This is a genomic window from Mesorhizobium sp. WSM1293, assembly GCF_000513875.1.
Lineage (GTDB): Bacteria > Pseudomonadota > Alphaproteobacteria > Rhizobiales > Rhizobiaceae > Mesorhizobium > Mesorhizobium ciceri.
This window is the reverse complement of the sequence record NZ_AZUV01000025.1, coordinates 39,020-58,921: the sequence shown is the minus strand read 5'-3', so window position 1 is coordinate 58,921 and position 19,902 is coordinate 39,020. Positions and strand designations below refer to the sequence as shown.

Here is a 19,902-nt window from a genome sequence, read left to right as displayed (position 1 = left end):
GCGACAAAATGGTGATGTGACGCTGGAAAATCCTGATCTCTTGTATAAGCTCAGCTTATGCGAAGCTTGCGCCACCTTCTGCCTTCGGCCGGCAGCCTGATCGTCTTCGAGGCGGCCGGGCGGCTGTCGAGCTTCACCGCCGCCGGGCGCGAGCTGGGCATGACGCAGGCCGCCGTCTCCTATGCCGTGCGCGGACTGGAAGAACAGCTCGGCGCCAAGCTGTTCCAGCGCCGCCACCGCCAGGTGCTCCTGACCGAGGCCGGCGAGCGCTTCCATGCCGACGTCTCGCTCGGCCTTTCGCACATCCGCAAATCGGCGGAGGATCTGCGCCTGCAGGCGACCGGCGGTCATGTCACGCTGGCCGCCTCGACCGCGTTCGGTTCGTTCTGGATGATGCCGCGCCTGCAGCAGTTCCGTGACGAGCTGCCGGGCATTGACCTGCGTATCCAGACCGCCGACCGCGACCTCGACATCATCGCGGAAGGCATTCCCCTCGGCGTGCGCGGTGGCGCGCCGCGTGACTGGCCGGACTATCATTCGTTGCCGCTGGCTGACGAGGAGATATTTCCCGTCGCCGGCACCAGCTATGCGGCAAAGTTCGGCCTGCCCAGATCCGCTGCCGAACTGGCCACGCACCGCCTCATCCATCTGGAGGAGCCGTATCGCGAGGCGGCCAGTTGGGACGAATGGTTCCAGTCTGCGGGCGCCAATCTCAGCGATACCGCGCGCGGCCTGCGCATCAACGACTACGGCCTGGTGATCCAGGGTGTCATGGAAGGCCAAGGCATCGCGCTCGGCTGGCGGCATCTCGCCGAGCGGCTGCTGGCGTCGGGCCTGCTGGTGCCGGTGACGGATCATGTGCTGAAGACTGGCAAGGCCTTCTATGTCGTCTGGCCGAAGAACCGGGAGCTCAGCGACAACGCCCGCAAGGTGCGCGACTGGCTGGCGGCGCAGGCATAAGTCGTTTTCCACTGATCCACCGCTGGCGCAATTCTGCCCCTCCCGCGCGACGCGAATCCGCCTATAGTGCCGCCATGCCCATCCGCCAGCTTTCCGAAACGATGATCAACCAGATCGCCGCCGGCGAAGTCATCGAGCGTCCGGCGAGCGTGGTCAAGGAACTGGTCGAGAATGCGCTCGATGCCGGTGCTTCGCGCGTCGAGATCGTCACATCGGGCGGCGGGCTGAACCTGATCCGCGTCACCGATGACGGCTCCGGCATTGCCGAACGGGAGCTGGCGCTGGCGATCGCACGTCACTGCACCTCCAAGCTCACCGAGGATATCAACGACATCCGCTCGCTGGGCTTCCGCGGCGAAGCGCTGCCGTCGATCGGCTCGGTGTCGCGACTTTCGATCCGCTCGCGCACGGCAGCAAGCGAGAGCGCCGCCGAGATCGGCATCGAGGGTGGCCGCGTCCTGCCTGTCAGGCCGGCGGCGGCCAATCGCGGCACCACGGTCGAGGTGCGCGACCTGTTCTTCGCAACGCCGGCCCGATTGAAGTTCATGAAGGGCGAGCGCGCCGAAAGCTCGGCCACCAGCGATGTGGTCAAGCGCATCGCCATCGCCTTCCCCGCCGTGCGCTTCACGCTGGCCGGCTCGGACCGCTCGACACTGGAACTGCCGGCCGCGGACGACAGCGCGGAAGGCAGCCTGCGTCGTGTCGCCCAGGTGATGGGCGCCGACTTTCCCGACAATTCCATTGCCCTCGACGCGATGCGCGATGGCGTGCATCTGACCGGCCACGTGTCGATCCCGTCCTTCACCCGCGCCAACGCGCTGCAGCAATATGCCTATGTGAACGGCCGCCCAGTGCGCGACAAGCTGATCGCTGGCGCCATACGCGGCGCCTATGCCGACGTCCTGCCGCGCGACCGCCACGCGGTGACGGTACTGTTCCTGACGCTCGATCCGGCCATCGTCGACGTCAATGTCCATCCAGCCAAGGCCGATGTGCGCTTCCGCGATCCCGGCCTTGTGCGCGGATTGATCGTCGGGGCCATCCGACAGGCACTGGCCGATGCCGGCGTCCGCGCCGCCACCACGGGTGCCGCCGGCATGATGGCGGCGTTCCGGCCAGGGGCCGCATCCTACGGCCACGGCGGACCGGCAAACGGCCACCGCAGCTACGACGCGGCCTACCGCGCGTCGGGTCCGTCCGGCTTCGATCCTGCCCGATCGCCGCAGCGGCCGCTCGATATGGGTTTCGATGGTGCGGGCTTCGAGCAGCGCGGCTTGCGAGAAAGCGAGCAAGCGGCTTTCGATGCCGGTCCGCTTGCCAGCGCCGATGCACGCGCAGGGCAGGATGAGGCGGCCGAGACGTTGCTCGGCGCGGTGCTGGGCGCGGCGCGCGCCCAGGTGCATGAGAACTACATCGTCGCCCAGACCAGGGATTCGCTCATCATCGTCGACCAGCATGCGGCGCATGAACGGCTGGTCTACGAGGCGCTGAAGAATGCGCTGCATTCGCGCCCGGTGCCCTCGCAGATGCTACTTCTGCCCGAAATCATCGACCTGCCGGAAGAGGATGCCGAGCGGCTTGCGCTGCATTCGGAAACGCTGGCCCGCTTCGGTCTCGGCATCGAGCGCTTTGGCCCCGGCGCTGTCGCGGTGCGCGAGACGCCGTCGATGCTGGGCGAGGCCAATGTCCAGCAATTGGTGCGCGACCTCGCCGACGAGATCGCCGACAACGACACGGTCGACACGCTGAAGGAGCGGCTGGACAAGATAGCCGCGACCATGGCGTGCCACGGCTCTGTGCGCTCCGGCCGCCTGCTCAAGGCCGAGGAGATGAACGCGCTGCTGCGGCAGATGGAGGCGACGCCCGGCTCCGGCACCTGCAACCACGGCCGCCCCACTTATATCGAACTCAAGCTGGCGGATATCGAACGGCTTTTCGGACGGCGATAGCTGCGGACGGATTGCGGGCCTATCGCTTCGCCGCTCGAGGTCGGCAGGTCAGGAGGCCGGCCGACAATGTGGTCACCCGCGATTTTCGCCCAGCGGCCTGAGTAGCGCGATCGCAGCCGCCGCCAGCAGGAGGATCGCACCGGTGATTTCAGCCCAGCTGACCGCCTCGCCGAAGAGCCAGGCTCCTGCCGCCAAAGCGGTCAGCAAATACCGTGCAGCCGCCAGCAGGAGCGGAGGCGCGTCATTGAGACCGAGCTTGATCGCGGCCCAGGTCAGCCCCCAGATCAGCGACATCACCGCGAAGAAGAAGAGGTTGCGAACCACCGATGGGCGCTCAGCGCAGTCCCCGACGATCGACAAGTATCCGATGGATTTCGATCCGCTCCGGCAGCTCGATCAGGAACTCGGCATCGCGGTCCAGATGATGGACTTTGGTCGGTTCGCCTTTGGTAAAGGCGGTCATCGCTTGCATGTCGGCCCAATAGGAGATGGTTGTGAACCACGTCTCGGCATCACGGTCCTCGCGCAGCAATTGGACGCCAAGCGCCGTCTTCTCGAGGGGCGGAATACCCTCGGCACGCAGGTATGGCTCATAGGCGTCGGCGATGTCGCGGCGGGTGCGACCGCGCCAGATGCGCGCGATGGTCGGTTTGGTCGGCATGAGGTTCTCCTTCAGTCAGGCGGACAGCAAACTGGGCATAGTGACGCCGGCTGTGATCAGCCGTGAACACCAGCCAGGAAATCGCGGACCAGCGGCAGCGCATCGTCGAAATGTGTCTCGAGCAGCCAATGACCCGCCCCTTCGATCAGATGCAGTTCCGCATCGGGCAGATCGCGATGATAGGCCCTTGCCGACGCCGCGGGCATATAGCCATCCTCAGGCCCCCAAAGGATCAGCGTGGGTGGATGGTGTTCACGCAAATAAGCCTGGTAGCGCGGAAACCAGGTGAGATTGGCTTCCAGCTTCTCCATCAGACCGACGGCGATCTGCCGACGAACCGGCGTGTTCATCAGTGGCCAGTGAAGGCTCCAGAGATCGGGCGGCACGCGCATGGCGACGTCGTCAGCCACTTCCCCGATGAACTCGGCCCGGAACCCGTCCTCACTTACCGCGGCCTCGAGCGGACGGTGCTTGCCGTGCGTCTTGTCGGTCCACCAGGCCTTGATCGTGGCGTATTTGGGTCCAAGCACGTCCTCGTAGATGTCGCCGTTCTGGATGATCAGGGCGCTGATCCGCTCCGGGTGTGAGATCGCATGCCGGAGTCCTATCTGCGAGCCATAATCATGCAGCCACAAGGCGTAGCGTTGGAGACCGAATTCATCGGCAAGCTTGGAAAGCACGTCGCAATAGGCGTCGAAATCATAGCCGAAGGTGACCGGATCGGGTGTGCCGCTGTATCCGAAGCCAGGCCAGTCGAATGCAATCGTCCGCCAGCGGTCGGCGAGCGCCGGCATCAGTCGGCGGAATTGGAACGAAGAGCAGGGATAGCCGTGCGGCAAGAGCAAGACAGGTGCTTCTAACGGCCCTGCCTCGCGATAAAAAATGGATAGATCATCCAGTTGCATGCGTCGGTGCGTGGTTGCACCCGGCATTCGGACCTCCGTCGAACAAACCTCGGCTAAACGCGTTTGATCGAGGGATCGTTCCGAATGGCGGAAGCGGACGGTCGGCAATATTCATCTCTTCAAATTCACCACGATGACACCGCCCAGCGCCAGCGCGCCGCCGATTATGCCGAGCAGCGTGGGAACTTCGCCCAGCCAGAAGAAGCCGATCAGCGCGGACATCGGCGAGACCAGATAGAGGAAGTTGGAGGCACGTGCCGCCGGCAGACGCGACAGCGCGGTCGCCCAGGCGGCATAGGCGATGAGGCTGGGCACGATGCCGAGAAAGATGACGGCGCCGAGGCCTGCTGTGTCGGCGACCGCCGCCTGCGAAAAGGCCGACGGCAGGAAGGGCGCCAGGCATAGTGCGCCGAGCACCATGTTCGAAGCCGAAATGGTCAATGGATGATGGCGGGCAAACAGCGGCTTCTGGACGATGGTGTTGACGGCCGAGCACAAGGCCGAACCAAGCACCAACAGAGCACCGGTGTTGAACGACAGGCCATGCCCGTCGGCCATGGCGATGATGCCTATGCCGGCGAAGGAAATCACCGTACCGATCCAGGCCACGCCTGAAAAGCGCTCGCCCAGCAATGCCATCGCCATGATGGCGGTGAAGATCGGGCTGACATTGATGATGAAGCCGGCGGCACCGGCCGAGACGGTCAGTTCGCCGAAATTGAGCATAACGGTGTAGAGCGCGACGAAGATGGCGCCGCCAAAGACCAGGCGCCACGCTTCGTCGAGCCTTGGCAGCGCCGGGCGCTTGACGGCCAGGAAGATCGCCGCCGGCACAGCGGCGATGGCAAAGCGCAACGCACCCAATTCCAGTGGGCCGAAGGCGGCGAGACCGGCTCGGATAGCGGGAAAGGCGGAGGCCCAACCGACCACCGTCAGCGCCACCGCGATGGCTGCCGTGGTGTCCATTCGCTGTGTCGAATTCAACGTGCCCGTTATCTCGCTCATCTCACCGCCCTCGTATTTCTTCGGTCCTGAAAGGCAGAAAACGCCTTTTCACCCCGGTTGACAAACGACGAAATCGAGGATCACCTGTGACTATGGATCACAGCTCGGACACAATGGTGCCGCTCGAAACGCTGCGCGCCTTCGATGCGGCGGCGCGAACAGGTAGCTTTTCGGCGGCCGCCGAAAAGCTCAATATCACCCATGGCGCCGTCAGCCGGCAGATCGCCAAGCTCGAGGACTGGCTGGGATTGAAAGTCTTCGACCGTGGTGCGCGCGGCGTCTCGCTGACGATCGAAGGCAACAGGCTGCATCTGCGCACGGCGGAAGCCTTTGCGCTGATATCGACCCATTCCGACCGCTGGGTCGAGCCCCGTGGCACGGCGGTGGTGCGGCTGACCTCGATCCCCTCGGTCAGCGGACTGTGGCTGATGCCGCGCATGGCAGCGCTGGAAAACAATCCCTCGAAGCTGCGCATCGTGCTCGATGTCGACATCCGCCAGGCCGACCTTGCCGATGAAGGCATCGACCTCTCGATCCGTTGTGGACGCGGCGGCATTCCGGGCCGCATCTCGGTGCAGCTTTTCGAGGAACATGTCTTCCCTGTCGCGTCACCCGAGCTTGCCCGCGAGATCGGCCGCGGCGACCCTGCCCGGCTGCTCAAATATCCGCTGATCAACGATTCCGACGCGTCGGCCTGGCGCGCCTGGTTTGCCGCGCAAGGCATGGATTACCGCCCGCGCCCGCAGGACCGCCGCTTCGAGGACTACAATCTGGTGCTCGACGCCGCCGCCTATGGGCTCGGCATCGCGCTGGCCCGCCCGCCGCTGACCGGACATCAATTACAATCGGGCCGCATCACTCCCGTCGATGAGCGCACAGCCCTCAACCCGGTATCCTACTGGCTCGACCGGCCGATGGGGCGGCCGCGTGCCGCCGCCGCCGACCTCGCCCGCCGCATCGCAGCAGAGGCCGGGCTGGCCCAGGAAAAGATCGAGGCGTTTATCGAAGCCGAGCGATAGGCCTTCCGGACCTATATGGAAAACCGGCCGATTCGAAGCTCAGCGAAGCAACAACAAAACGAACCCAAGGATCACCGCTCCCAGCAAACCGGCCATTATCGAAACAAAGCCAATTTTCACCAGCAACTGCTCAGGGTTCGGCACCGCACCATGGGATTGATTGGCCGGCCTGTACCTGCCCGCCGGCGTACCCAGGGCGGCAGCGTTGCGCGGGATTGGAGCCTGCGGCGGGATAAGCGAAAGCAATGACAGCCCCGCAACCCTGGCGGAGGCATTGTCATTGGCGGTTGTCGAAGGCGGCAAGAAGGCTCGCAGCGTTTCGGCTTCGGGTTTTGCCTTTCTCGCCACGACTGTTGCCAATGCCGCCTCTTCGCCCGTCTCAAGCTGGGCAAGATAGGCCTCGACGATGCCAGCGGATGCGATCTGCTGCGATTTGACGGCCATCGGCGCCGCCGGCAAAATCAACAGCGCCGGCGCTGTCTGCTGCGCGAGCAGAGACGGCGCCGGCGGTTGGACCAGCGCCTTGACCAGTGCCGTCATCACTGGATCAGCCTGCCCCGAGGGCACAGCTTGCGGCGTCATCACTTCCCTAAGCAGGGCGGGAAGACGAGTGGAGGAAACGTCCATTGCGGCCCACCAACGACATTTTTCCGCTTCACAATAAGCGTTCAGCATTGTCTCAGGCTTGTCTCATGCTTGACCTCGCCGGGAATTTATGGCGATGAAATCCTCATGAACCCTGGCGTCCCCGCATGATGAACCGTTTCGAAGGCCCCGGCGGCAAGGAAGCCCGCATCCGCTACCTGGATGGCGACTTCCAGGTTACCAGCCCCGGCGCGTTCGTGCGCTGCGCGGTGACAGGCGAAAGCATTCCGCTCGACGAGTTGAAGTACTGGAGCGTCGCAAGGCAAGAGCCCTATATCAGCGCCACCGCCTCGCTGCGCCGTGAAATCGAGATGCATCCGGAGCTGCGTAAGCGCAGTTAACCCTTCAGCTTGCGCTGGCGCCAGGCATCGAGCGTCTCGTCGATGATGCGCTCGGGAACGTGATCGAGTTCGAAGACCGTGTCGATCTCCAGCACCTCGAGCCGGTCGAGAAAGTCCTGTGAGGCGCCGTGGCGCAGCCGGGCGGCGTCCTTGGCGGTGGTGATGAGCACCAGCCCCTCAGTGCGTGCGGTCGCCGCCAGCTCGGCAAGTTCGTCCTCGGCATAGAAATGATGGTCCGGAAACGGCCGCGTCAACGCCAGCTCGCCGCCGGCCTCGTGCACCGTGTCGAAGAATTTCTCGGGATGGCCTATACCGGCGAAGGCGAGGAACCGCTTGCCGGCAAGCCCTGCCTTGCCGCTTGGCTCTGTATGGGCCTCGAAGATCGCCCGGCCGGCGCGTGCCGCCTGGCGGACCACGCTGTCGGCGGCAGTGCCCTCGCCCATTTTCAACAACCCGCTGGTGAAAACCAGCTGGTCGACGATTTTGGCCCTGAGCGGCCCCCCCGGAATGACGCGGCCGTTGCCGATCCCGTAGCGCGCATCGACCACGACCAGCGCATAGTCGATGTGGATGCGGGCGCTCTGGAAGCCATCGTCCATGATCAGGAAATCGCAGCCATTCCGTTCCAGCAGCAGCCGGGCGCCGGCGGCGCGGTTCGGCGTCACCGCCACCGGCGCGTGTTCGGCGAGCAGCAGCGGTTCGTCGCCGACATGCCGGGCGCTGTCGTGGTCGATATCGACCACGTGCGGCTCGGCGAAGGAGCCGCCATGGCCGCGCGACAGGAAGCCTGGTTTCAGATGCATGCGCTTGGCCTGCTTGGCGAGCGCGATGGCCACCGGTGTCTTGCCGGTGCCGCCAACCGTGAAATTGCCGATGCACAGAACAGGCGCTTCGATCTTCTCACGCTTGGCCCGCCGCATGCCGCGGCCGGCGGCAGCCGCATAGATGGCCGACAGCGGCGACAGTGCCAGGACCCGCCAGTCCGGCTCTTCCCACCAGAATGGTGGTGCTTCCGAGGCCACGCTAGCGCCCGTTCGCGCCCTTCAGGCGCGACTTGACGACCAGCGGCTGGATGTAGGGCTCAAGCGATTTCAGCGTACGCGCCAGCGCACCGCGCATCTCGTCGACGGTCGCAATGCCTGCCGCCATCATCTCGTGGCGCGCCACTTCGTTGGTCAGGAGGAAATTGACGGCGCCGGCCAGCATGTCGCGATCGCGCACCAGCTTGGCGCCGCCGCTGTCGAGGAGACGCTGGTAGGCCTCGCGAAAATTCTGCACATTGCGCCCGGCGAGAACCGCCGTGTCGAGCATGGCCGGCTCCAGCGGGTTCTGGCCACCCTCGGAGGTCAGCGAGCGGCCGACGAAGGCTATTTCCGTCAGCCGGAGATAGAGCCCCATCTCGCCGATCGTGTCGCCAAGCAATATGTCGGTGTCGGCCGTGATCCTGTCGCCCTTGCTGCGCCGCGCGACCTTCAGGCCCATGCCGGAAATCTGCGCCGCAAGCGCCTCGGCGCGATCGGGATGACGCGGAACGACGATGGTCAGAAGACCATGGTGGCGCTTGTGCAGCGTCGCGTGGACTTCAGCCGCGACCACTTCCTCGCCGTCATGGGTCGAGATCGCCGCCCAGGTCGGGCGCGTGCCTATCTGCCGCCGCAGTGTCGCCAGCGCCCGTTCGTCGACCGGAGGCGGCGACGTGTCCACCTTGAGGTTGCCCGACACCGTCACCGGCCGCGCGCCGAGCGCGAGAAACCGCTCGCCATCGACATCCGACTGCGCCACGACGTGAGCCAGGTTCTCGAACAGCGCCTCGGCGATGTTGGCGCGTTTCTTCCACGATTTGAACGAGCGGTCGGACAGCCTGCCATTGACCAGCACCTGCGGCACGCGTCGCGCGCCAAGCTCGAGGATGGTCATCGGCCAGATCTCGGATTCGGCGATGATTGCCAGATCCGGCTGCCAGTGATCGAGGAACCGGCTGACCGCCGGCTTGAGGTCGAGCGGTACATATTGATGGATGATGCGGTCACCGAGCCGCTCGTCGGCGACCTGCGCAGAGGTCACCGTGCCGGTCGTCAGCACGATGTTGACGCCATAGTCGAGAATGCTTTCGACCAGCGGCACGACGGCTATGGTCTCGCCGACGCTCGCGGCATGAATCCAGATCACCGGCCCGTCGGGGCGCGCGCGGCCGGCGACGCCATAGCGCTCGCGGCGGCGGTAGCGGTCTTCCTTGCCGCGCGAGGTGCGCCAGGCAACGTAGGGCCCGACCAGCGGATAGGCTGCCGCACCCGCGAATCGGTAAGCCGACAGCATGGCCCGTGCCCAGCGGCCGCTCATCGCGGAGCATCCACGAGACGGTAAGCCTCGGCGGTCGCGGCATTGAGCGCTGTCGTCACTTCCTGGCGCTTGCGCTCCATTTCGGCGTCATCGGCGCCGGCCGCCACGAAAATCGGCTGGCCGATGACGATCGACGAACGGCCGAACGGCAGGTTGATGGTGGTCTTGTCCCAGCTCTTCTCCAGCACCTTGCGGCGGCTGGTGGTGATGGCGACGGGCACAAGCGGCCGGCCCGAGAGGCGAGCCAGGAGAACGATACCAAGTCCTGCGTCTCGCGGCGTGCCGTGCGGAATATCTGCGATCATGGCGACGTTCTTGCCGACGGCGAGCGACTTTTTCAGGGCGATAAGCGCTTTTGCCCCACCCTTGTCGAGGTGCCTGGCATTTTCCCGCCCGCCCGAGCCGCGCACCGCCTCGATGCCGAATTTTTCCAGCATCAAGGCGTTGAGCTCGGCATCGGCGCTGCGCGAAACCATGGCGACCAGCGGCTTGCGCTTGGGATAATAGGCAGGCGTCAGCAGATGCTGGCCGTGCCACAAGGCGATGATGCCAGGCTCGAACTCGGTATAGGCACCGCCCGAAAACCGTGCCGATCCCTCGACGACGCGATTGGTGAGGCGCACGAAGCGGACGAACTGGGCGAACAGGCTGGCGATGGCGTTCTTGACGAATCGCGACTGCGCAAGCGGTTGGCGAATCTTGCGCCAGAAGGCCTTGGTCGTGCGGCTGCGTCCCCTGCCCGTGGGCGCGGCATCGCTTGCTGGCCCTTTCGCCAGGTCATGCTCCATCGAAGTCAACCGGCAGCCTTGTTGTCGGGGTCCAGCAGCCGGTGCAGATGAACGACGAAGTAACGCATGTGAGCGTTGTCCACGCTGGCTTGCGCCTTGGCTTTCCACGCCGTGTGCGCGGATTGATAGTCGGGATAGATGCCGACGATGTCGAGCCCGTCGAGATCGCGGAATTCGGTGCCGCCAAGCTTCTTCAGTTCGCCACCGAACACCAGATGCAAAAGCTGTTTCTTTCCGTCTTCCGCGGCCATGTCGGTCCTTCACATATCGTGAGTTTGTCACAGGTCTAGACCAAAGCCGCCGACTTTGGAACCTTTAGGGCGAGATGAATTCATCTCGCCGAGGAAAACGCTTTCACGTGTCCAGACCGGCGATGACGCCGGCGAGCACGGCCAGCAATTCACCGCTGCCGGCAGCAAGGGCGCCGTGACGAGTCACCTCGCCGGCATAAAGTGGAGCGCGGCCATGCTGGTCGAGCAGCTGGCCGCCGGCCTCGCGCAGGATGAGGTCGGCCGCTGCAATGTCCCAGTCATGCGCGTTCGGCTTGACGAAAGTGGCGTCCAGCGCGCCATTGGCGATCATGGCCAGCCGATAGGCGAGCGAAGGGCTGTAAGGCGCCCGCTTCAGCCGCGCCTGCCATTCGGCAGGCATCAGGTCGGTCAACTGCTTCAGCCCGGAAATCTCGGCCGTTTCCGCCAGCTTGCGAACCGCAATGCGCTTGCCGTTGCGGAAAGAACCCTGGCCGGGCAGCGCCCAATAGGTCTCCTCCATCGCCGGGCATTCCAGCACGCCGGCCAGCGTGCGGCCATGCTCGACGACGGCGACGCTGACGCACCAGGTGCGCTGGCCTTCCAGGAAACCGCGCGTGCCGTCGATCGGGTCGACGACGAAGGTGCGGCGTGCCGAAAGCCGGACCGGATCGTCAACTGTCTCTTCCGACAGCCAGCCATAATCCGGCCGCGCCGCCAGCAATGTTTCGCGCAGATAGGCGTCGGCCGCGTGGTCGGCCTCGCTGACCGGTGATGTGCCGCCCTTCATCCAGACTTGCGGGCTGTTGCCGAAGTAGCGCATGGCGATCACCCCCGCCTCGCGGGCGGCATCGCGCAGCAGCGGCAAGTCTTCGGTGGCTCCGGCAGTGTTCAGGTCATGCTCCGGCAAGGGTCATGCCTTCGATCAGGAGCGTCGGCGCCGCGGTGCCGAAATTGCGGTCGAGGTCATCGGCCGGCACCATGTTGAGGAACATCGTCTTCAGGTTCGAGGCGATGGTGACCTCGGCGACGGGATAGGCCAGTTCGCCATTCTCGATCCAAAAACCGGAAGCGCCGCGGCTGTATTCGCCGGTGACCATGTCGACGCCCTGGCCGAACACCTCGGTGACGTAGAAGCCGGTCTTGAGCGATTTGATCAGCTCTTCCGGCGACCGCTCGCCGGGTTCGATGGCGAGATTGGTGGAGGATGGCGTCACGGAGGAGCCGCTGCGTGCGCCGCGGCCGTTGGTGACGAGGCCCAGCTCCCTTGCAGCCGAGGTCGACAGGAACCAGTGGTTGAGCACGCCCTTCTCGACCATCAACAGCTTTTCGCCCTCGACGCCTTCGCCGTCGAACGGACGCGAGGCCTGGCCACGCCGCCGGAGCGGCTCGTCGGTGACGGTGATGGCGGAGGCGGCCACCTGCTTGCCCATCATGTCGCGCAGGAACGAGGTCTTGCGCGCGACCGAGGCGCCGTTGATGGCGCCGGCGAGATGGCCGGCGATGCCGCGCGCGACGCGTGGGTCGAACACCACGTCGACCGGCCCGGTCGCCGCCTTGCGCGCGCCGATGCGGCGCACGGCGCGCTCGCCGGCCTTGCGGCCGATGTCCTCGGGCGCATCGAGATCTGCGAAATGCTGGCGCGAGGAGAATTCATAGTCGCGCTCCATGCCGGTGCCCTCGCCGGCGATAACGCTGGCCGAGCGCGAAAAACGCGAGCCGACATAGTGGCCGAGGAAGCCGTGCGAGGTGGCCAGCACCAGGCCGCCCAGCCCGGCACCGGCGCTGGCGCCGGCCGAATTGGTCACGCCCTTGACGGCAAGCGCTGCCGCTTCCGCCGCCAATGCGGCTTCCTTCAACTGGTCTGCCGACACTTCGGTGGCGTCGAACAGGTCGAGATCGCGCGTCTGTTTGGCGAGCAATGCCGGATCGGCCAGCCCTTGATAGGGATCCTGCGGCGACACTTTCGCCATCGCCACGGCGCGCTCGGCCAGTGTTTTCGGGTCGGACGCCGCCGTCGCCGAGACACTCGCCACCCGGCCGCCGACGAAAACGCGCAGCGCCACATCCTCGCTTTCGGAAGCTTCGGTAGCCTCGACCTTGCCGAGACGCACCGACACACCGGTCGAGCGGCCGCGCACGGCCACCGCGTCGGCGGCATCGGCGCCGGCCTTTTTGGCAGCCTCGACCAGGGCCGCAACGCGGTCGGTCAATTTTGCTGCGTCTGATATGTCGGTCATGCCTGAAATCCTGCTGGTGCGGCCGGTGTGCGGCCGTTGCCCACCCATCTATTGTTCCGGTCCGGCTTGTGCAATGGCATAGGCTTCAATCAAAATGCGGGGCGGACGGTTCAAACCGCGAACCCTGTGACGCAAAATCGGTTCGCAGCCTGCACGGAGCACTTCGATGACGCCTTTCCATCTCGCCTTCCCGGTCCGTGATCTCGATGAAACCCGCGTTTTCTATGGCGAGGTGCTGGGCTGCGCGATCGGCCGCTCGTCAGCGACCTGGGTCGACTTCGACCTCTACGGTCACCAGATGTCGGCGCATCTGCGGCTGCAGGCCGCACAGGCCTCCAGCGACGGCAAGGTCGACGGCATTGTCGTGCCGATCCCGCATTTCGGCGCGGTGCTCTTGATGGACGACTGGCAGCGCCTGGCGACACGGCTGGAGGCGCGCGACGACATCGACTGGCTGGAACGGCCGATGGTCCGCTTCAAGGGCGAGCCCGGCGAACAGGCAACGCTGTTCATCCGCGACCCCTCGGGCAATGCCTTGGAATTCAAGGGCTTTCGCTCGCTGGAGCAGGTTTTCGCGCACTAGCTCAGATCGAGGGCATCCATCGATCAACGGCCGAAACGGCCCGCCGCGAAAGGTGCGAGCCGAGCCGGATCGCCGCGTCCGCCGATCAAGTCGGCGACCAGCCGCGCGGTGATCGGAGCCAGCGTCAGGCCGAGATGACCGTGCCCGAAAGCATGAATTACGCGGGAGCTGCCGCGCGAAGCGCCGATGACCGGCCTGGAATCCGGCAGGGACGGCCGGAAGCCGAGCCATTGCGAGGCAGGCGAGCCGAGCCTGGGAAAAATTTGCCTGGCGCCACGGTCAAGCAGCGCCAGCCGGCGCGGATTTGGCGGCGCGACCAGGCCGCCGAGTTCGACGGTGCCGGCGACCCGCAAGCGGCCAGCCATCGGCGTCAGGTAGAAACCAAGATCGACGGGACAGACAGGTCGGTTGAGCAGCGGCGCGTCGGTCTGGAATTCCAGATGATAGCCGCGCTCGGTCTCGAGCGGAATCCTGTCGCCGGCCTGCGCGGCCAGTGCGCGCGACCGTGCACCGGCGGCGATCACCACCGTGCCAGCCTTGATGCGAACGCCGGGTCCGCTGAGCTGGACACCGTCAGCCTCGACCTGCAGCCCGGTGATCTCTGCCTGCTTCACCGATGCACCACGGGCACTCACCGCGCCCAGCAACCGCCGCATCACCATTGCCGGATCGGTGACATTGATCGAGTCGGGAAAATACACGCCATGCGCTGCTGTCGCCGGCAGGCCCGGCTCAAGCGCCGCCACCTCTTCGGGAGTCAGCACCTCTTGGTGGATGCCAAACCCAGCGCGCATTGCCCGGCCGCCGGCGCCAGCGGCAAAATCGCTCAAGCGGCGATAGAGGTAAAGACAGCCATTGCGGCGCAGCTGGTCCTCCAGCCCGGCTTCCCCGGCCATGTCTTCCCAGGCCGGGAGGGCGTCGGCCAGCAGTCCGGCGAGCGCCAGCGCATTGGCCCCGGTGGCCGCCGGCAGCGATTGCCGCATGAACCGGACGAGCCATGGCGCCAGCTGCAGCAGCGCCGGCCAGCGCAGCGAAAACGGGCTGTCGGGATCAAGCAGCAGCTTTGGCAATGCCCGCAGCACCGCAGGAGTGCCGACCGGTATGCAGGCATATTCGGCGATCGTTCCGGCATTGCCGAACGACGCGCCTGAGCCCGGCTCGTTCGGATCGATGAGCAGGACTTCGCGGCCGTCCGCGACAAGGCGAAGTGCCGTCGCCAGCCCGACAACTCCGGCGCCGACAATGGCGATTTCGACCGTTTCAGAAGCAGCCACTGTAGATCTTCCCGATTGACCTTGAAATCCAGTACCGATCATGTGGTCTCTTGGTTCGGGGTCACGGTCCAGTCTTGATCCCTGGAATCGAATAGGCCAGATCTTTCCGCCCTCAGGCGACAGGCGTCCAGATCACGTCCTCGATTTTTTGCGCGCCGGTCGCCAGCATCGCCAGCCGGTCGAAGCCGAGCGCGATGCCGCTGGCCGGCGGCATGATGGCAAGGGCTGAGAGAAAATCCTCGTCCAGCGGATAGCGCTCGCCATAGATGCGCTGCTTCTCGTCCATCTCGATAACAAAGCGCCGGCGCTGCTCGTCGGCGTCGGTCAGTTCGCCAAAGCCGTTGGCGAGTTCGACGCCGCAGCAATAGAGCTCGAAACGCTCGGCGACGCGCGGGTCGCGCTGGCTCGGCCGCGCCAGTGCCGCCTCGGCGACGGGATATTCGCACAGGATGGTCGCGCGCCCCTGCCCGAGGAATGGCTCGACCTTTTCCACCATCACCCGGCTGAACAGATCGGCCCAGCTGTCGTCGGGCGCGGTGCGCAGGCCGGCATGGGTCAAGGCGGCGTGCAGCGCGTCGCGGTCGGTGCTGCCGTCGGCGGCGACCGTGGCCAGCAGGTCGATGCCGGAATAGCGGGTGAAAGCGTCCGCCACCGTCAGTCGTTCCGGCTCGGCAAACGGATCGCAGTCGCGGCCCCGGAAAGAGAAAAGAGTCGCCCCTGTCCTTGTCGCGGCCAGCGCCAGAAAGGCCGCAGAATCCAGCATCAGGCTCTCATAGGCCTCGCCCACCCTGTACCATTCGAGCATGGTGAATTCGGGATGATGCAAGGGGCCGCGCTCGCGGTTGCGATAGACCGGACCGAAGCTGAAAATCCGGGTTTCACCGGCGGCGAGCAGCTTCTTGCAGGCGAATTCCGGCGAGGTGTGGAGATAGAGTGGCGCCCTTGCACCGTCCGGCCCGACCGCTTCCGTGGCGAAAGCCGCCAGATGCGCCTCATTGCCGGGCGAGACCTGCAGCGCCGCCGTTTGCACCTCGACGAAATCATGGGCGGCGAACCAGTCGCGCAGGCCGGCGGCGATGCCATTGCGCAGCATCAGCCGCGGGCGGCGGTCGGCGTGAACGTCAGGCGTCCACCAGGGCGAAGCTTCGGTCATGCGGCTCGGAACATGGTGGAAGGGGGCTGGCGGCGGCGGCCAAGATGCGGTAGGCCCCCATCCAGCGCCGCACTAGCCGGCAAACGCCAGTCAACTCTTCTTGCAGGATTTAAAACCGTGGTGAAAGTCATCGCCAGTTCGCTCCGCAAAGGCAATGTCGTCGACAAGGACGGCAAGCTTTATGTGATCCTCTTTGCCGAAAACATCCACCCAGGCAAGGGCACGCCGGTAACGCAGCTCGACATGCGCCGCATCGGCGACGGGGTGAAGGTTTCGGAACGCTACCGCACCACCGAGCAGGTCGAGCGCGCCTATGTCGAAGAGCGCGAGCACACCTTCCTCTACCGCGACGGCGAAGGCTTTCACTTCATGAACCCGGAAACCTACGACCAGGTGGCGGTGTCGGAAGCCGTGGTCGGCGACATGGCGCCTTACCTGCTGGAAGGCATGGCCGTGCAGGTGTCGCAGTTCAACGGCATTGCAATCTCCCTGGTGCTGCCGCAGCGCGCCACCTTCGAAGTGGTGGAAACCGAGCCGACGACCAAGGGACAGACGGCCTCGTCGTCCTACAAGCCGGCCGTGCTGTCCAACGGCGTACGCACCCTGGTGCCCCCCCACATCGCGCCGGGCACCCGCGTGGTGGTGATGACGGCTGATGGGGCTTATGTGGAGCGGGCGAAGGACTGAAGACGAGCGGTGGGGTTACGGGTTTACCGGCCAGCCCTGCGTTTCACCAGGGCTCACCCTTGTCCTCTTCCGCTGTCTCCCCTTGAACGCGGCGCCTCCGCCCGCACAGTGATATTTTTCACGAAGCGTGTCGCAATGACCCTGCGCGGTCCGTCCTTTGAGCGAAGAAGGAGAACGCCATGCGAAAACTTATCGTCACCGAATTCATCAGCGTCGATGGCATTGCCGAGGTCGAGAAGCTGCCAAGCGTGACCTGGAATGACGAGATGAACAGGTTCAAGGAGGACGAGCTTGCCGATAGCGGCGCCATGCTTTTGGGGCGCACGACCTATGAGATCTTTGCCGGCTCCTGGCCGACGGAAACCGGAGATTTTGCCGAACGGTTCAACGCGCTGCCGAAATATGTCGCGTCGAACAGCCTGAAGGCGCTCGACTGGAAGCCGGCCGAATTGCTGAAGGGGCCGCTGCCGGAAGCGGTCAGGATCCTGAAGCAAGGCAGCGGCGGCAACATCTATGTGCATGGCAGCCTCAGCGTCGCGCAGGAATTGCTGCGCCACGGCCTGGTCGATCGCGTCAGGCTGCTCAGTTATCCAGGCACCGTCGGCCGGGGCAAGCCGCTGTTCCCAGGCGGCGAACCGGTGTCGCTGGAATTGATTTCTGCGACGCCGTTCAGCAACGGCGTTGTGGCGCTGGAGTATGCGCCGGTGGCGGCTAAGTCGTAATCGGTTGGAGCCTTTCAGATCGAATGGGGAGATGCATCCTCACCCGACCTGCTTGCCCCGTCTCCCCTTGATGGCGGCGCTATTCCTCGCCTCAACCACCTTCTCCACCTGCCGCTTCAGCTCGTCCTTGATATCCACCGTCTCGTTCATCAAGGCGTCGATCTTCAGGAAATCGAGGACGCGGTATCTCGAGACTGCCGGGCGGACCAGGATGTCGGGGCGGCATTGCTTCAGCTTGTTGGCGATGATCGACTGCATCATCAATTGCGTGGCGCCGAACATCAGGTCGACGGAGGTCGGCTGTTTGCGGTCGGCCTCTTCCGGCGCGCCGACGACGTCGACGCCGATGATGATGTCGGCGTCGTTCTCGATCAGGTCGAACGGCACGGGGTTGTAGATGCCGCCGTCGATCAGCAGCCTGCCGTCTCGCATCACCGGACGGAACACGGCAGGGATGGCCGCTGACGCCGCCAGCGCGGAGTGCAGGTCGCCGTCTTCGAAGACGGCCAGCTTGTGACCGAAATAGTCGGTCGCCGTCACCTTCAGCGGGATTTTCAGCTCGGCAAAGGTTTCGGGGATGGCCTCGGGCAGAAAGGCTTTCAGGATGCGCTCGACATTGAACTGGCTGACGCGGATGCCGTTCTGCATGGCTTCGGCTATCGTGCCCGGCCGCGCCCGCCACATGCGGCTGGCCACCTCGGCGCGGCGGCCGAGGATAGAGCGGGCATAGTCGTGGATGTCCTTGCCGGCCATGCCTGATGCCATGCCGGCGCCCATGATGGCGCCGATCGACGAGCCGGCAATCGCCACCGGCTTGATGCCGAGCTCGTCCAGCGCCTCTATGACATGGATATGCGCCAGCCCGCGCGCGCCGCCGCCGCCGAAGGCGATGCCGAAGGTGGGGCTCATCCCTTGCCGGCTCCGGCCAGTTTCGGGCCGATGATCATGATGGTCGGCTCGGTGGTCAGCAGCTTTTTCGCCGCCGCCTTGACCTGTTCGAGCGTCACCGCGTTGATGTAGCCGGCGCGGCGCTGCATGTAGTCGATGCCGAGATCGTCGAGCTGCAACTCGACCAATGTCGAGGCGATGGCGCTGGACGAGTCCAGATTGTTGATGGCGTAGGCGCCGATCATGTATTTCTTGGTCGCCGCCAGTTCCGCTTCGGTCGGGCCTTGCTCGGCCAATTGCTTGACGACATCGCGGACGATGCCCAGCGTCTCGGCCGCACGGTCGGACCGGGTGCCGGTGCTGACGATCAACGCGCTGGCGTGGTCCTGGTTGATCAGCGAGGAGTTGACGCTGTAGGCCAGTCCGCGCTTTTCGCGCACTTCCTGGAACAGGCGCGAGGTGAAGGTGCCGCCGCCGAGGATCTCGTTCATCAGCACGGCGGGGAAGAAATCCGCCGCCTTGCGCTTCACGCCGGGAAAGGCGAGCTGCAGGGAGGTCTGCGGCAGGTCGTAGTCGACCTCGATATGCTGCGCCAGCTTCGGGTCGATATCGGCCACAGGCCTCAGCGCCTGGTTCTGCGGCAGGTCGCCGAACACCATGTCGAGCTTCTTCTTCAGCGTCTCCGCGTCGATGGCGCCGACCACGGCGACATGCAGACCGCCGCGCGCGAACACCGCTTTGTGCAGGCCTTTCAGATCATCGGACGTGATGGCGGCGATGCTTTCCTTGGTGCCCTGATCGGAGCGGGAATAGGGATGGTCGCCATAGAGGGCGCGCGCCCATTTGTTCTGCGCCACCGTGTCCGGGTCGTTTTCGCCGGCGATGATGCCGGACAGGATCTGGGAACGGATGCGGTCGATCGGCAACTGGTCGAAGCGCGGCTCGTTGACCGCCAGCCGCAGCAGGTCGAAGGCCTGGTCGCGCTGCTCGGCCAGCATGCGCATCGAGCCGTAGATGCCGTCGCGGCTCTCGTCGAAGCTCATCTCGGCGCCGGCATCGTCGAGCTTGATCTGGAAGTCTTCACTATCGAGCGGGCCGGCGCCTTCGTCGAACAGGCCGGTCATCAGATTGGCCAGTCCTTCCTTGCCGACAGGATCCTGCGTCGAGCCGCCGCCAAAGACGAAGCGGATGGCGACGACCGGCACGGAATAATCCTCGACCAACCAGGCGGTGATGCCCTTTGGCGAGGTGACGGACTGGATCTCCATGGCCCGCGCGGTGAGCGCCGGCAGGATGAGGAAGAGGATGGAGAGGAAAAGGGTGGTGAGTGCGGCGAGCGCCCTTCCTTCTCCCCTTGTGGGAGAAGGTGGATCGGCGCGCAGCGCCGAGACGGTTGAGGGGTGGGTGACGGAGCGCCGTCGGCGCCAAGCTGGAACACCCCTCATCCGACCTCGCTTCGCTCGGCCACCTTCTCCCACAAGGGGAGAAGGGAGA

22 protein-coding genes are annotated in these 19,902 nt (G+C 65.1%); 7 read left to right on the top strand and 15 right to left on the bottom strand.

Annotated features, from left to right (window positions below):
- Positions 1-57: 57 nt before the first annotated feature.
- Complete coding sequence (locus M729_RS0125190; protein ID WP_013532333.1) at positions 58-960, top strand: LysR substrate-binding domain-containing protein; 903 nt, start codon at positions 58-60, stop codon at positions 958-960.
- 74 nt (positions 961-1,034) lie between these two features.
- Positions 1,035-2,909, top strand: coding sequence for a DNA mismatch repair endonuclease MutL (gene mutL, locus M729_RS0125185; RefSeq protein ID WP_027163238.1), 1,875 nt, complete (start codon positions 1,035-1,037; stop codon positions 2,907-2,909).
- A 72-nt stretch (positions 2,910-2,981) separates the two neighbouring features.
- Here the strand turns inward: mutL and M729_RS0125180 are convergent, their stop codons facing one another.
- The 4 genes from M729_RS0125180 to M729_RS0125165 all read right to left on the bottom strand — a co-directional run bounded on the left by M729_RS0125180 (position 2,982) and on the right by M729_RS0125165 (position 5,480).
- The gene (locus M729_RS0125180; RefSeq protein ID WP_210163521.1) at positions 2,982-3,269 is read right to left on the bottom strand and encodes a hypothetical protein; all 288 of its coding nucleotides are present in this window, start codon (positions 3,267-3,269) and stop codon (positions 2,982-2,984) included.
- A complete protein-coding gene (locus M729_RS0125175; protein WP_027163236.1) occupies positions 3,244-3,570 on the bottom strand; it encodes a hypothetical protein in 327 nt (108 codons plus the stop codon). Before M729_RS0125175 ends, M729_RS0125180 begins: the two co-directional genes overlap by 26 nt.
- Before the next feature lie 56 nt (positions 3,571-3,626).
- Complete coding sequence (locus tag M729_RS0125170) at positions 3,627-4,502, bottom strand: alpha/beta hydrolase (protein ID WP_027163235.1); 876 nt, start codon at positions 4,500-4,502, stop codon at positions 3,627-3,629.
- Between the two features lie 84 nt (positions 4,503-4,586).
- A complete protein-coding gene (locus M729_RS0125165) occupies positions 4,587-5,480 on the bottom strand; it encodes a DMT family transporter (protein WP_013532338.1) in 894 nt (297 codons plus the stop codon).
- A gap of 92 nt (positions 5,481-5,572) precedes the next feature.
- Between M729_RS0125165 and M729_RS0125160 the strand changes: the two genes are divergently transcribed.
- A complete protein-coding gene (locus tag M729_RS0125160) occupies positions 5,573-6,499 on the top strand; it encodes a LysR family transcriptional regulator (RefSeq protein WP_027163234.1) in 927 nt (308 codons plus the stop codon).
- Between the two features lie 39 nt (positions 6,500-6,538).
- Here M729_RS0125160 and M729_RS0125155 read toward each other — a convergent pair whose 3' ends face one another.
- Positions 6,539-7,126: a hypothetical protein gene (locus M729_RS0125155; RefSeq protein WP_027163233.1), complete on the bottom strand. Its 588-nt coding sequence runs from the start codon at positions 7,124-7,126 to the stop codon at positions 6,539-6,541.
- A gap of 125 nt (positions 7,127-7,251) precedes the next feature.
- Here M729_RS0125155 and M729_RS0125150 point away from each other — a divergent pair, with 125 nt between their 5' ends.
- Complete coding sequence (locus tag M729_RS0125150) at positions 7,252-7,485, top strand: DUF2093 domain-containing protein (RefSeq protein WP_013532341.1); 234 nt, start codon at positions 7,252-7,254, stop codon at positions 7,483-7,485.
- Here M729_RS0125150 and lpxK read toward each other — a convergent pair.
- From lpxK to M729_RS0125120, 6 genes are all read right to left on the bottom strand, one after another.
- Positions 7,482-8,507, bottom strand: a complete 1,026-nt coding sequence (gene lpxK, locus M729_RS0125145; RefSeq protein ID WP_027163232.1) for a tetraacyldisaccharide 4'-kinase — start codon at positions 8,505-8,507, stop codon at positions 7,482-7,484. The two genes, M729_RS0125150 and lpxK, sit on opposite strands and share 4 nt — an antisense overlap.
- 1 nt (position 8,508) lies before the next feature.
- Positions 8,509-9,825, bottom strand: coding sequence for a lipid IV(A) 3-deoxy-D-manno-octulosonic acid transferase (gene waaA, locus M729_RS0125140; RefSeq protein WP_013532343.1), 1,317 nt, complete (start codon positions 9,823-9,825; stop codon positions 8,509-8,511).
- Positions 9,822-10,613, bottom strand: a complete 792-nt coding sequence (locus tag M729_RS0125135) for a lysophospholipid acyltransferase family protein (RefSeq protein ID WP_013532344.1) — start codon at positions 10,611-10,613, stop codon at positions 9,822-9,824. The genes waaA and M729_RS0125135 overlap by 4 nt, the downstream gene beginning before the upstream one ends.
- A 5-nt stretch (positions 10,614-10,618) precedes the next feature.
- On the bottom strand, positions 10,619-10,864 hold the full coding sequence (locus M729_RS0125130; protein ID WP_013532345.1) for a DUF4170 domain-containing protein: 246 nt from the start codon (positions 10,862-10,864) through the stop codon (positions 10,619-10,621).
- Positions 10,865-10,967: 103 nt separating this feature from the next.
- A complete protein-coding gene (locus M729_RS0125125) occupies positions 10,968-11,771 on the bottom strand; it encodes a 3'(2'),5'-bisphosphate nucleotidase CysQ (RefSeq protein ID WP_027163231.1) in 804 nt (267 codons plus the stop codon).
- Positions 11,758-13,101 (bottom strand): TldD/PmbA family protein, encoded by a 1,344-nt coding sequence (locus tag M729_RS0125120; RefSeq protein WP_013532347.1) that lies wholly within the window; start codon positions 13,099-13,101, stop codon positions 11,758-11,760. Before M729_RS0125120 ends, M729_RS0125125 begins: the two co-directional genes overlap by 14 nt.
- 166 nt (positions 13,102-13,267) lie before the next feature.
- Between M729_RS0125120 and M729_RS0125115 the strand changes: the two genes are divergently transcribed.
- Positions 13,268-13,684: a VOC family protein gene (locus M729_RS0125115; RefSeq protein ID WP_027163230.1), complete on the top strand. Its 417-nt coding sequence runs from the start codon at positions 13,268-13,270 to the stop codon at positions 13,682-13,684.
- 23 nt (positions 13,685-13,707) lie between these two features.
- Here the strand turns inward: M729_RS0125115 and M729_RS0125110 are convergent, their stop codons facing one another.
- Entirely contained in the window at positions 13,708-14,958 is a 1,251-nt protein-coding gene (locus M729_RS0125110) for an FAD-dependent oxidoreductase (RefSeq protein ID WP_027163229.1), read from the bottom strand.
- Between the two features lie 112 nt (positions 14,959-15,070).
- Positions 15,071-16,111 carry an EF-P lysine aminoacylase EpmA gene (epmA, locus tag M729_RS0125105; protein ID WP_027163228.1) on the bottom strand — a complete coding sequence of 347 codons (1,041 nt, stop codon included), beginning with the start codon at positions 16,109-16,111 and terminating at the stop codon, positions 15,071-15,073.
- 117 nt (positions 16,112-16,228) lie between these two features.
- Here epmA and efp point away from each other — a divergent pair, with 117 nt between their 5' ends.
- A complete protein-coding gene (gene efp / locus M729_RS0125100; protein WP_013532351.1) occupies positions 16,229-16,798 on the top strand; it encodes an elongation factor P in 570 nt (189 codons plus the stop codon).
- A 179-nt stretch (positions 16,799-16,977) separates the two neighbouring features.
- On the top strand, positions 16,978-17,520 hold the full coding sequence (locus M729_RS0125095; protein WP_027163227.1) for a dihydrofolate reductase family protein: 543 nt from the start codon (positions 16,978-16,980) through the stop codon (positions 17,518-17,520).
- Between the two features lie 39 nt (positions 17,521-17,559).
- Here the strand turns inward: M729_RS0125095 and M729_RS0125090 are convergent, their stop codons facing one another.
- Positions 17,560-18,429: a patatin-like phospholipase family protein gene (locus M729_RS0125090; protein ID WP_027163226.1), complete on the bottom strand. Its 870-nt coding sequence runs from the start codon at positions 18,427-18,429 to the stop codon at positions 17,560-17,562.
- Positions 18,426-19,853: a pitrilysin family protein gene (locus tag M729_RS0125085; RefSeq protein WP_084652713.1), complete on the bottom strand. Its 1,428-nt coding sequence runs from the start codon at positions 19,851-19,853 to the stop codon at positions 18,426-18,428. The genes M729_RS0125090 and M729_RS0125085 overlap by 4 nt, the downstream gene beginning before the upstream one ends.
- Between the last annotated feature and the right edge of the window lie 49 nt (positions 19,854-19,902).